The following is an 11,724-nucleotide window of genomic DNA, read 5'->3' on the forward strand; positions in this document are numbered from 1 at the left end:
GGCGCCCCCCGGCCTCGCTCGGGCCCTTAGCGGAGGTCATTACTCGGGCTAACGACTACGCTGGAGGGGTGACCACCCGTGCGCCCGCCGACCACGCCTCGGCCCCGTCGCAGGTCCCCGGCACGCGCCCGAGGCTGACCGGCACCGGCACCAGCACCGGCGCCGGCACCGTGACCGGCACCGCCGCTCTGGCCGGCGAGCGCGGTCCCGCGCCGGTGCCGGCGGCGCAGGCCCGCCCGTCCGTGCTGGCCGGCGAGCTGCGGGTGGCCATCGGCCGGTCCGCGCGGCGCATCCGCGCCGAGCGGGGCGAGGCGGACCTGTCCGAGGCGCAGTTCGGTGTGCTCGCCGCGCTGACCGCCGTCGGCCCGATGACCCCCGGGGCGCTGGCCGAGCGCGAGCACGTCAGGCCGCCGTCGATGACCCGGACGGTTAACTCGCTCGTCGAGCTCGGGCTGGTCGTCAAGACCGGCCACCCCACCGACGGGCGGCAGATCACGGTCGCCCTGACCTCCGCCGGGGAGGCCGAGGTGCGCGAGACCCGCCGCCGACGCGACGCCTGGCTGACCCGCCGGCTCGCGACGCTGACGTCCGACGAGCGCGTCCTGCTGGTGCGCGCCGCCGAGCTGCTGCGTCGCATCGCCGCCCAGTGACCGACCCCGTGAGGCAGACCCGGTGAGCCCGACGTTCACGTCCCTGCGCTACCCCAACTACCGCCTGTGGTTCGCCGGCGGGCTCGTCGCGAACATCGGCACCTGGATGCAGCGCGTCGCCCAGGACTGGCTGGTGCTGACCGTCCTGACCGACGAGTCCGGCGTCGCGGTCGGCACGGTCACCGCGCTGCAGTTCCTCCCGGTGCTGCTGCTGTCGGTGTGGGCGGGGGTGCTGGCGGACCGGATGAACCGCCGCGTGCTGCTGATGGTCACGCAGCTGGCGCAGGCCGTGCTGGCCCTGGGGCTCGGCGCGCTCGTCCTGCTCGGCCACGTCGAGCTGTGGCACGTCTACGTGTTCGCCGCGCTGCTCGGCGTGGTCGCCGCGGTGGACGGCCCGGTGCGGCAGACCTTCGTCGCGGAGCTCGTCCCGCCGGACAAGCTCTCCAACGCGGTGGGCCTGAACAGCACGTCCTTCAACGCCGCGCGGCTGATCGGGCCGGGCCTGGCGGGGCTCGCGATCGCGTGGATCGGCACCGGCTGGGTGTTCGTCGCCAACGGCGTGTCCTTCGTCGCCACCATCGTGGCGCTGATGCGGATGCGGACCGCGGACCTGCACCCGATGCCGTCCGCCAAGCGCCACGAGAAGGGCCAGATCCGGGCGGGCTGGCAGTACGTGCGCGGCCGCAGCGACATCGTCGTCATCATGGTCGTCGTGGGTGTGGTCTCCACGTTCGGGCTGAACTTCCAGCTCACCAGCGCGCTGATGGCGCGGACGGAGTTCGGCAAGGGCGCCGGGGAGTACGGGGTCCTGGGGTCCATCCTGGCGATCGGGTCCCTGACCGGGGCGCTGCTCGCGGCGCGCCGCGAGCGTCCCCGGGTGCGCCTGGTCATCGGCGCCGCCTTCGGCTTCGGGATCGCGACCGGCGTCATGGCGCTCATGCCGACGTACCCGTCGTTCGCGATCGCGTGCATCCCGGTCGGCCTCGCGTCGCTGACCATGATGACCGCGGCGAACTCCACCATCCAGATGAGCACGGACCCGGCGATGCGGGGCCGGGTCATGGCGATCTACATGATGGTCTTCCTCGGTGCCACCCCGATCGGGTCCCCGGTCATCGGGTGGATCGGGGAGGAGTACGGCGCCCGCTGGGCGATCGGCATCGGCTCGATCAGTGCGCTGCTCGTCGCGACCGGCGCGGCGCTGTGGGCCATCCGCAGCTGGCACCTGGAGGTCCGGTACCGCGTCCTGCACCGCCCGCACCTGGAGGTCACCTACCCCGACGTCCCGGTCCGGGCCCAGCCGGAGGGGGAGGCGCGCGACCAGGCGTCGCGGACGATGGCGGACCAGGAGGCGCGGGACTCCAGCAGCGCCGCCTGAGCGCCGGACGGCTCCCCGTGCCCGGTATGTCACGATCTATCCATGGCACAGGCGACGACTCCGGGCGCGGACTTCCGCGCGACCTGGGTCGAGGAGCCCCGCCCGTGGTGGCGCCGTCCCGTGGTCCTCACCCTCGTCGGGCTCGCCCTCCTGCTGCTCGTCGTGGGGACGTGGATGGGGGTGCGCGCCTACCAGGCCGCGAGCGCGCTGCGGTCCGTCGCGGACACCGTCGGCAGCGTCCGGTCCGCCCTGGGCTCCGGCGACACCTCCGGCCTGGCCGGGCCGGCGCAGCAGATCGAGCGTGACGCCGCCCGCGCGGTCGCGGCCACCTCCGACCCCGTGTGGGGCATCGCCCAGCGCCTCCCGGTGATCGGGGCGGACGCCCAGGCGGTGCGCACCGTCGCGCTCGCCGTGGACGGCCTGGCGGTCGGCGTGGTCACCCCGCTGGCCCGCGTCGCCGAGGGGCTGGACGCGGAGGCCCTGCGTCCGGTCGACGGGCGCATCGACACCGAGCCGCTGGCCGCCGCGGCCCCCGTCCTGGGCACCGCGGCCGAGGCCGCCGGGCGGGCCCAGCGCGCCGTCGCCGAGCTCGACCCGGACCGGCTGCACGGACCGCTCCCCGGGCCGGTCGCCGAGCTGCAGGAGCAACTGACGAGCGCGACCACGACGCTGACCCAGGCCGAGCGGCTGGCGGTCCTGCTGCCGCCGATGCTCGGCGCGGAGCAGCCGCGCAACTACCTCGTCCTGTTCCTCAACTCCGGGGAGCTGCGCGCGCAGGGCGGCATCGTGGGCGCCGTGGCGGTGATCAGCGTCGACGACGGCCGGCTGCGGCTGGTCCAGCAGGCCGCCAACCCGGAGATCACCTCCTTCGACGACCCGGTGCTGCCGCTCACCGACCCCGAGCGCGCCCTGGCGACGGACCTGCCGGGCGAGCACCTGGAGGACGTCGTGCTCCTGCCGGACGCGCCGCGCTCCGGGCAGCTCGCGGCCGAGATGTGGCGCAGGATCACCGGCCAGACGGTCGACGGGGTGCTCGCGATCGACCCCGTCGCGCTGTCCTACGTGATGCGCGCGACCGGGCCGCTCGCGCACCCCAACGGCGTGCTGCTCGACCCCGACACGCTCGTGCAGACGCTGCTGTTCGACGCCTACGAGGACCAGAGCGACCCGCGCGAGTCCGACGAGTTCTTCGCCAGCGCCGCGGCCACCGCGTTCGACGCGCTCGCCGCGGGACAGGGCGACCCGGCGACGCTGCTCGCCGGCGTGGAGCAGGGCGTGGCCGAGCGACGGCTGTCGGTGTGGTCGGCGCACCAGGACGAGCAGGAGAGGATCCGCGGCACGGGGGTCGACGGCGCGCTGCTCACCGGTGGGCACGACGAGGCGGTCGGCGTCTTCATCGACAACGCGTCGGGGTGGAAGACCGACACCTTCCTGCGCAGCACCACCAGCCTGGACTCGGCGACGTGCGAGGACGGCCGGGTCACCATGCGGGTCCGGCTCAACCTGACGTCCACGCTGCCCGCCGACTCCAGCGGTCTGCCGCCCTACGTCGTCGGGGACGAGAGCACCGGGGTGCCCATCGGGTCCATGCGCATGCGGGTGTCGGTGTACTCGCCGGTGGACGGCACGATCGACCAGATCCAGCGCGGGGACTCCTTCCTCGGCGCGCCGGGCGCCACGATCGCCGGCCGGCAGGCCCAGGTGCTGTCCACGATGCTCGGGCCCGGCGAGACGATCAGCTACGTGTTCACGGTCACCGCGCCGGACCGGGGTGCCGAGATCCCGCTGTGGACGACGCCGACGACCTCGTCCCCCGGCCTCACCACGGCCACCGCGGACTGCGCCGGTCGCTGACCTGGGGCGACAGGTTCACCCGCGCCGGTCGCCCGACCGCTCGGCCCACGTGCCACACTGGCCACATGTCCGAAAAGTCTGACCCGGGGGTCCCGATGCGCCGCGCTCTGACCGTTCTCGCCTCTGCCGCCGTGGCCGTGGCCGGGCTCGCCGGCCCCGCGGCCGCCGCGACGCTCCCGCTCTGCACGCCCAACGACCGGTACATCCCCGGTGGCACCTGCGAGGTCCGCGTGACCCCGGAGTGCAACGAGGGCGCACCGGTCCTGGACTACGTCGTCGCGCCCGGCGCCGTCGGTGGAGCGGCGACCGTCGACGTCACGTGGACGAACCTGCCCGGCGCCGACCTCGTCCTGGCCGACCAGCCGCTGACCGTGGACAACCAGGCGTGGCCCGCGGGGGCGGACGGCGAGGTGACGCTCGTCTTCGCGACCGCCCCGGAGGCGACCCGCGTCAACGTGACCGTCCCCGAGGCGTGCGCGTCCAGCCTCGTCCTCGCGTCCCGTGAGACCCCGCGCTCGGCCGCCGCCGGCTCGGGCGCCGCAGCCGCCGCGGCGGACAGCGTCCGCTCGCAGTCGTCCTCCGGTGTGCTCGCCGCGACCGGGTCCGCCGTCCTGCCGCTCGCCCTGGGTGGCGGCGCGCTGGTCCTCGGCGGCACCGCGCTGCTGCTCGCCCGCCGGGCCCGCCAGCGCGTCTGACCCACCGCGGCCACCGGCCGCACCCGACGAAGGGCCACGCGCACACCGCGCGTGGCCCTTCGTCGTGCCGGGGCCGTGCCCCCCGGCCCCTGCCGGTCGTCCGCGGGAGCAGGTGCGGGCCCCGTGGTCTCAGGCCAGGCGGTCGACCACGTGGTCCACGCACGCGGTGAGCGCCTGGACGTCCGAGGGGTCGATCGCGGGGAACATCGCGACGCGCAGCTGGTTGCGCCCGAGCTTGCGGTAGGGGTCGACGTCGACCACGCCGTTGGCCCGCAGGACGGCGGACACGACAGCGGCGTCGACCGCCCGGTCCAGGTCGACCGTCCCCACGACGTGCGAGCGGTCGGCGGCCTCGGTGACGAACGGCGTCGCCCAGGGGCGCTCCTGCGCCCAGCCGTACAGGTGCCCGGCCGACTCCGCCGTGCGCGCGGCCGCCCACGGCAGGCCTCCCGCCGCCAGCATCCAGTCGAGCTGCTCGGCGAGCAGCACGAGGGTGGCGATCGCCGGGGTGTTGAGGGTCTGGTCCTGGCGCGAGCTGGCGATCGCGGTCGTCAGCGACAGGAACTCCGGCACCCATCGTCCGCTGCCCTCCACCGCGTGCGCGCGCTCGACGGCCTCGGGCGACAGCAGGGCGAGCCACAGCCCGCCGTCCGACGCGAAGCTCTTCTGCGGCGCGAAGTAGTAGACGTCCGTCTCCGCGACGTCGACGGCCAGCCCGCCGGCGGCTGACGTGGCGTCCACGACGGTCAGCGCCCCGGCCTCCCGGGACCCGGGCACCCGCCGCACCGGCGCCATCGCGCCCGTCGACGTCTCGTTGTGGGGCCAGGCGTACACGTCGACGCCGTCCTCGGGCTCGGGCAGCGCGACGGAGCCCGGCTCGGCGGAGCGGACGGACGAGTCGGCCAGGAACGGTGCGCGAGAGGTGGCCGTGGCGAACTTGGCGCCGAACTCGCCGAAGACGGCGTGCTGGGCGCGCTCGTGCACGAGGCACAGCGTGGCGACGTCCCAGAACGCCGTCGAGCCGCCGTTGCCGAGCACCACCTCGTAGCCGTCCGGCGCGCCGAACAGCTGGGCGAGCCCCGACCGGACCCGGCCCACGAGCGAGCGCACGGGCTGCTGGCGGTGCGAGGTGCCCAGCGGCGAGCGCCACCCGGCGGCCAGCGCGGTCACCTGCTCCGCGCGGATCTTGCTGGGTCCGGAGCCGAAGCGTCCGTCCCGGGGCAGCAGGTCGGCGGGGATCTGGATCGCTGGAGCCGTGGGCACCCGGCGAGCGTAGGTCGCGCCGCACCGCCGGCGACGGACGTGCCCGCCCCCCGGACGGCGGGTGGTGGGTGCGGCGCACCGGTGCGCCACGGTCACGGTGCGCACGCCGTAGCCTGAGGGGCGGCGAGAGCGAACCACCTGGAGGCTGCACCCGTGAGCGACCTGATCGACACGACCGAGATGTACCTGCGCACGATCTACGAGCTCGCCGAGGAGGGCATCGTCCCGCTGCGGGCCCGGATCGCCGAGCGGCTGGGGCACTCGGGTCCGACGGTGTCGCAGACGGTGGCGCGGATGGAGCGCGACGGGCTGGTGGTGGTCAGCGGGGACCGGCACCTGGAGCTGACCGAGGACGGCCACCTCAAGGCCATGCGGGTGATGCGCAAGCACCGTCTGGCCGAGCGGCTGCTCACCGACGTGATCGGCCTCGACTGGGAGTTCGTGCACGAGGAGGCGTGCCGCTGGGAGCACGTGATGAGCGACCGGGTGGAGAAGCGGCTCGTCGACCTGCTCCACCACCCGCACCGCTCCCCGTACGGCAACCCCATCCCGGGACTGGCGGAGCTGGGCGAGGAGCGCCAGGACGAGCTGTTCCTCAGCGGCGTCGTGCCGCTGCGCAGCGTGGCCCCGTCTGCGGGCGCCGCACCGGCCACCGCGGTGGTCGAGCGCCTGGGGGAGCCCCTGCAGACCGACATCGAGCTGCTCGCGCGGCTCGCGGAGGCCGGGGTGCGCCCGGGGCAGACCATCACGGTCGAGCGGGGGGCCACCGTCCTGACCGTCGGCGCGCCCGGTGCCGAGACGGTCCTGGACCTGCCCGACGAGGTCGCCCGGCACATCTTCGTGGCCACGCCGGCGGCGCTGGACGGGCTCCCCGAGCCGCAGCCGGTCGGCGGTCTGCCGACCGCCTGACCGCTGGACCGCCTGACCGCTGGACCGCCTGACCGCCGGACCGCCTGACCGCCTGACCCCCGGCCGTCCGACGGCCGGTTCCCGGTCCGCCGACCGGTCGGTGGGCCGGACGGTGGACGGCCGATCGGGTGACCGCGGGGACGCGAGGCCCCGGTTCTCCCCGTCCGACCTCCGGGATGGTGTGTCACGACTCACGCGCGACACGTGATCTGACCGTGACCGGAGCGTGACATCGCCGAAGCCGTTCAGGTACGGTCGTGCCTGCTCCTCGAGGATCCACCCCCGGGGCAGCCCTCGCGCGGCACGCCTAATCCTGCCGGCGCGCGAGGTTCCGGACGAACCGCCGGCAGGAGCGGGGGACCCAAGGTTTGTGGGCGCCAGGGATGGCGTCCTCGGGGTGAAGCCGGGGCGGATGTCGCATGCGACGTCCCCACGGCCGGGTGCATCTCCTACCCGAACCCGACAGCTGACCTCGCAGGCGTACAGGAGAGGCACACGTGTCCGTGAGCACCACTCGCGCCCGGCATCGCGCTGCGCGCCGACCGGCAACCCCCCTGACCGACCTCGCCACCGCGGCCACCGGCTCCATCGCCGTCGTCGGTCGTCGCACGGCGATCGCCGCCGCGTCCGCCGGGCTGGTCGTCTCCACGATCGCCGCGCCGGCCGGGGCAGCAGGGGCGCCGGCGTCGGCGCCGTCGAGCCTGCCGGCCGTCGACACGTCGGCGCTGACCGCCGCGGCACGTGCCGCGCTGGCCACCGCCCCGGTCGTCACCGTCGCGGCCGACGCCCAGTTCGCGCTGGACGTCCCCGCGGTCACGGTCGTCAAGGACCCGCCCCCGCCGCCGCCGGTCGTCAAGAAGGTCGCCGCCAAGCCGACGCGCACCGCCGCCGTGGCGTCGCGCTCCGCCGAGCGGGTGGCCGCCCCGGCCGCGGACGAGTCCGCCACCGAGGCCGAGGCGGTGACCGAGAGCGTCGTCGAGGAGGCTCCGGCCGCCAGCGTCCCGGCGTCCGCCAGCGGCAGCGCGATCGCCGAGATCGCCACCCGCTACGTCGGTGTGCCGTACCGCTCCGGCGGCACCACGCCGGACGGGTTCGACTGCTCGGGCTTCACGTCGTACGTCTTCGCGCAGGTGGGCATCTCCCTGCCGCGGACCTCGGGTGCGCAGCGGGGCGCCGGCACGGTCGTGTCGCGGTCCGAGGCCCGTGCGGGCGACCTCATCTGGTCGCCGGGGCACATCAGCATCTACCTGGGCGACGGCATGCAGGTCGACGCCCCGCGTCCGGGCAAGAGCATCCAGGTCCGCTCGCTCTGGCAGAGCAGCCCGGTCTTCATCCGGGTCGCCTGACCGCTCCGCACCACCGACGAAGGGCCCCGCACCGCGACAGCGCGTGCGGGGCCCTTCGTCGTGCGCCGCGTCAAACCCCGATGCGGCGGCGGGCGTGCGGTTACGCTGGTCGCGCCTGCACCACCCAGCCGGGCCCGGCCAGCCAGACGGGTCCACACACCTGGTTCGGAGCCCCTCGTGCTGATGCCCGCAGCGCCCGTCCGCCGGTCGTTGCTGCTCAACGCGAGCCTCGAGCCCCTCTGCGTGGTCTCCATGCACCGCGCGGTCCTGCTGGTGCTGACCGGCAAGGCGACGGTCCTGGAGGCGGACGACCGCCTGCTGCACTCCGAGCGCACCTCGCTGCCGGTCCCGCTGGTCCTGTGCCTGACGCGGTACGTCCACGTCCCCATGCGCCGCGCGGTCCCGCCGACCCGCCGCACCGTCCTGCTGCGCGACGGGCACCGGTGCGCGTACTGCAGCGGCCCGGCGGACACCGTCGACCACGTCCTGCCGCGATCGCGCGGCGGCCGGCACGAGTGGACGAACGTCGTGGCGGCGTGCAGCCGCTGCAACAACCGCAAGTCCAACCACCTCCTGCACGAGATCGGGTGGGAGCTGTCCTTCACGCCCCGCGCGCCGCGCGGGGCCGCGGCGCTGCTCTCCGCGACCGTGCGCGCCGACCCGTCGTGGTCGCCGTACCTGGCCGACGGCGCCGCGGCCTGACGCGCTCGGTCGGTCCGGCGCCGGCCGCCGGGCACGACCCGCCCGCCCTCGGGGCGGGCCAGTGCGGCGGTGCCACCCGGGCGAGGCCCGTTCGGGTGAAAGAAAACCGCAGGTCTGCGTTCGGTCAAGTGTGTGCCGCATCCTCTGCCGACAAGGGGTGCCGCGGGGGCACACTGTGCACAGCAGCGACCATCGCAGGAGGAAGCCATGACGCACGACGACGTCGTTCTGGTGGGTGTGGACGGCTCGGCGACGAGCCTGCACGCCCTGGACTGGGCCGCCGCCGAGGCGCGCGCGCACGGGCTGCGGCTGAAGCTCGTCTGCTCCTACGCGCTGCCGGCGTTCACCGCCGCCTCCCTCGACGGCGGGTACGCCGCCCTGGACGACACCGCGATCCAGGCCGGCGCCAAGGCCGTGCTCGCGGAGGCGCAGGAGCGGGTCGAGCACCGCGGTGTCCCGTCGACCGCCTCGGTCGTCACCGGGGACGCCGCCGCCGTCCTGGTCGAGATGTCCCGCACCGCCCGGATGGCCGTGGTCGGGACCCGTGGCCGCGGCGGGTTCGCCGACCGGCTGCTGGGGACCGTCTCGTCCGCGCTGCCCGCGCACGCGTACTGCCCGACGGTGGTCGTCCCGGCCCGGCCCGGGGGCGTGGACCCGCTGGACACGGCACCCGTCGAGCCGGTGCGCCGGATCGTCGTCGGCGTGGACGGGTCGCCCGCGTCGGACGTCGCGCTGCGGCACGCGATCCGCGAGGCCAAGGCGTGGGGTGCCGAGCTCACCGCGGTGGCCGGCGTCCCGGTGGGGTCCGGGTCGGGCCTGCTGGCGTGGCTGCCGGCCGCCGTCGACCACGAGGCCGTGCTGCGCGACATCGCCGAGGGCCTCGACGTCGTCATCGACCGCGCGGTCGCGGACGACCCCGGTCTGGAGGTGAAGCGGCACGTGCTGGACGGCACGGGCGCCGAGCTGCTCACCGAGTTCTCCACCGCGACCGACCTGATCGTCGTGGGGTCCCGCGGCCGGGGCGGGTTCGCGGGGCTGCTGCTGGGCTCCACGAGCCAGGCCGTCCTGCACCACTCGGCGTGCCCGGTCATGGTGGTGACCCGCCGGTGCGAGGAGGGCGGTGCCCGGCCGACAGGTCGCGTGCGCGACATGGGCGACCTGTACCCCTGACCCGGCCCTCAGACGCCTGGGGCGCACGGGGCGCCGGCGGCGCGGGTGGTCCGAGCAGGGCGAGCCAGGGCGGCCATGGCCCCGGTCAGGACTCCGGCGACCCCTGCACGTCGGGTCGGCGCACGAGCGCCGACAGCACGATCGTCGAGCGGGTGCGGCTGACGAACGGCTCCGCGTTGAGCCGCTCGACCACCCGCTCCAGGTGCCGCATGTCCCGCGCGCGCAGGTGCAGCAGCAGGTCGACCTCGCCGGTCACCGTGCTGGCCGAGATGACCTCGGGGTAGCGCTCGACGGCGGTCCGCATCGTCAGCGGGCTGGTCGAGCCCGAGCAGAACAGCTCGACGTAGGCCTCGGTCTCCCACCCGAGCGCGGACGGCTCGAGCCGCACGGTGAACCCCCGGATGACGCCCGTCTCGCGCAGCCGGTCCACCCGCCGCTTGACGGCCGGCGCGGAGAGCGACACGACGGCGCCGATGTCGGCATAGCTGGACCGGGCGTCCAGCGCGAGCTCGTGCAGGATCGCCTCGTCGAGCGGGTCCAGGCTCATGCGCCCACGGCGGGTCAGCGGACGCGCAACGCGTCGGTGAGCTGGTCCAGGCCCCAGTCCAGCTCGTCGGTCGCGATCGTCAGCGGCGGTGCCAGGCGGATCGTGGACCCGTGGGTGTCCTTGGCCAGCACCCGGCGCTCGAGCAGCCGCTCGCACAGGTCGCGTCCGGTGCCCCACGCGGGGTCGACGTCGACCCCGGCCCACAGGCCAGCGGTCCGGTACCCGGCGATCAGGCCGTCGTCGGCGAGCGAGGCCAGGCGGGACCGCAGCCGGGCGCCGAGCTCGCGGGCGCGGGCCTGGTGCTCCCCGGTCTCCAGCAGCCCCACGACGGCGAGCCCCACGGCGCACGCCAGCGGGTTGCCGCCGAAGGTCGAGCCGTGCGTCCCCGGCGTCAGCACCCCGAGGACGTCGGCGCGTCCGACCACCGCGGAGACCGGGACGATCCCGCCGCCCAGCGCCTTGCCGAGGGTGACCAGGTCCGGCGTGACGCCCCACAGCTCGCAGGCGAGCGTGGTGCCGGTCCGGCCGAGTCCGGACTGGATCTCGTCGGCGACGAGCAGCACGCCGGCGGCGTCGCACGCCGCGCGGACCGCCGGGAGGTAGCCGTCGCCCGGCACCACGACCCCGGACTCGCCCTGGACCGGCTCGAGCAGGACGGCGACCGTCGTGTCGTCGATGGCCGCGGCGAGCGCGGCGGCGTCGCCGAACGGCACGATGCGGAATCCGGGCGTGTACGGGCCGTAGCCGCGCCGCGCGTCGTCGTCGGTGGAGAACGAGATGATCGTGGTGGTGCGGCCGTGGAAGTTGCCGTCCGCGACGATGATCGTGGCCCGGTCGGCGGGGACGCCCTTGACCTCGTGACCCCACTTGCGGGCGACCTTGATGGCGGTCTCCACCGCCTCGGCGCCGGTGTTCATCGGCACCATCATCTGCGTGCCGGTCAGCGCGGTGAGCCGGTCGGCGAACGGGTGCAGCAGGTCGTGGTCGAACGCCCGGGACGTCAGGGTCAGCCGGTCCAGCTGCGCGTGCGCGGCCGCGACCAGCGTGGGGTGGCGGTGGCCGAAGTTCAGGGCGGAGTACCCCGCGAGCAGGTCCAGGTACTCGCGCCCGTCGCCGTCGCGCATCCAGGCGCCCTCCCCGCCGGTCAGCGTGACGGGCAGCGGGTGGTAGTTGTGCGCGAGGTGACCGCCACCCGACGGCGTCACGGGGC

General features: G+C 75.2%; 11 protein-coding genes and 1 riboswitch. Of the genes, 8 read left to right on the forward strand and 3 right to left on the reverse strand.

Translation table 11 applies throughout. The features are described from left to right. The first annotated feature begins 68 nt into the window (after nt 1-68). The 4 genes from CAE01nite_RS11260 to CAE01nite_RS11275 all read left to right on the forward strand — a co-directional run bounded on the left by CAE01nite_RS11260 (nt 69) and on the right by CAE01nite_RS11275 (nt 4,577). Nucleotides 69-650 (forward strand): MarR family winged helix-turn-helix transcriptional regulator, encoded by a 582-nt coding sequence (locus CAE01nite_RS11260; protein WP_307724994.1) that lies wholly within the window; start codon nt 69-71, stop codon nt 648-650. A 22-nt stretch (nt 651-672) separates the two neighbouring features. After that, a complete protein-coding gene (locus CAE01nite_RS11265; protein ID WP_146904304.1) occupies nt 673-2,028 on the forward strand; it encodes an MFS transporter in 1,356 nt (451 codons plus the stop codon). A gap of 42 nt (nt 2,029-2,070) precedes the next feature. Continuing rightward, complete coding sequence (locus CAE01nite_RS11270) at nt 2,071-3,882, forward strand: DUF4012 domain-containing protein (protein ID WP_146904307.1); 1,812 nt, start codon at nt 2,071-2,073, stop codon at nt 3,880-3,882. Between the two features lie 65 nt (nt 3,883-3,947). After that, nucleotides 3,948-4,577, forward strand: coding sequence for a hypothetical protein (locus CAE01nite_RS11275; RefSeq protein ID WP_146904310.1), 630 nt, complete (start codon nt 3,948-3,950; stop codon nt 4,575-4,577). A gap of 129 nt (nt 4,578-4,706) precedes the next feature. Here CAE01nite_RS11275 and serC read toward each other — a convergent pair whose 3' ends face one another. After that, nucleotides 4,707-5,840 (reverse strand): phosphoserine transaminase, encoded by a 1,134-nt coding sequence (gene serC, locus CAE01nite_RS11280; RefSeq protein WP_246131155.1) that lies wholly within the window; start codon nt 5,838-5,840, stop codon nt 4,707-4,709. 153 nt (nt 5,841-5,993) lie between these two features. Between serC and CAE01nite_RS11285 the strand changes: the two genes are divergently transcribed. From CAE01nite_RS11285 to CAE01nite_RS11300, 4 genes are all read left to right on the forward strand, one after another. Continuing rightward, nucleotides 5,994-6,749 (forward strand): iron-dependent transcriptional repressor DtxR, encoded by a 756-nt coding sequence (locus tag CAE01nite_RS11285; RefSeq protein ID WP_146904312.1) that lies wholly within the window; start codon nt 5,994-5,996, stop codon nt 6,747-6,749. 331 nt (nt 6,750-7,080) lie between these two features. Next, nucleotides 7,081-7,245, forward strand: a riboswitch (cyclic di-AMP (ydaO/yuaA leader). Nucleotides 7,246-7,252: 7 nt separating this feature from the next. Beyond that, on the forward strand, nt 7,253-8,095 hold the full coding sequence (locus CAE01nite_RS11290) for a C40 family peptidase (RefSeq protein ID WP_307724995.1): 843 nt from the start codon (nt 7,253-7,255) through the stop codon (nt 8,093-8,095). A 183-nt stretch (nt 8,096-8,278) separates the two neighbouring features. Continuing rightward, nucleotides 8,279-8,797: an HNH endonuclease gene (locus CAE01nite_RS11295; protein ID WP_146904316.1), complete on the forward strand. Its 519-nt coding sequence runs from the start codon at nt 8,279-8,281 to the stop codon at nt 8,795-8,797. A gap of 207 nt (nt 8,798-9,004) precedes the next feature. After that, complete coding sequence (locus CAE01nite_RS11300; RefSeq protein WP_146904318.1) at nt 9,005-9,967, forward strand: universal stress protein; 963 nt, start codon at nt 9,005-9,007, stop codon at nt 9,965-9,967. A gap of 85 nt (nt 9,968-10,052) precedes the next feature. On the opposite strand, the gene CAE01nite_RS11305 is transcribed toward CAE01nite_RS11300, so the two are convergent. After that, on the reverse strand, nt 10,053-10,514 hold the full coding sequence (locus tag CAE01nite_RS11305) for an Lrp/AsnC family transcriptional regulator (protein ID WP_146904321.1): 462 nt from the start codon (nt 10,512-10,514) through the stop codon (nt 10,053-10,055). 14 nt (nt 10,515-10,528) lie between these two features. Further along, nucleotides 10,529-11,719, reverse strand: coding sequence for an ornithine--oxo-acid transaminase (gene rocD / locus CAE01nite_RS11310; RefSeq protein WP_146904611.1), 1,191 nt, complete (start codon nt 11,717-11,719; stop codon nt 10,529-10,531). Nucleotides 11,720-11,724: the final 5 nt, after the last annotated feature.

The organism is Cellulomonas aerilata (genome assembly GCF_007991755.1).
Classification (GTDB): Bacteria; Actinomycetota; Actinomycetes; order Actinomycetales; family Cellulomonadaceae; genus Pengzhenrongella; species Pengzhenrongella aerilata.

Excerpts from the sequence above, each read along its gene's own strand:
- CAE01nite_RS11270 (WP_146904307.1), top strand. The coding sequence starts at position 2,071 with ATGGCACAGGCGACGACTCCGGGCGCGGACTTCCGCGCGACCTGGGTC.
- CAE01nite_RS11275 (WP_146904310.1), top strand. The coding sequence starts at position 3,948 with ATGTCCGAAAAGTCTGACCCGGGGGTCCCGATGCGCCGCGCTCTGACC.
- CAE01nite_RS11295 (WP_146904316.1), top strand. The coding sequence starts at position 8,279 with ATGCCCGCAGCGCCCGTCCGCCGGTCGTTGCTGCTCAACGCGAGCCTC.
- CAE01nite_RS11300 (WP_146904318.1), top strand. The coding sequence starts at position 9,005 with ATGACGCACGACGACGTCGTTCTGGTGGGTGTGGACGGCTCGGCGACG.
- CAE01nite_RS11305 (WP_146904321.1), bottom strand. The coding sequence starts at position 10,514 with ATGAGCCTGGACCCGCTCGACGAGGCGATCCTGCACGAGCTCGCGCTG.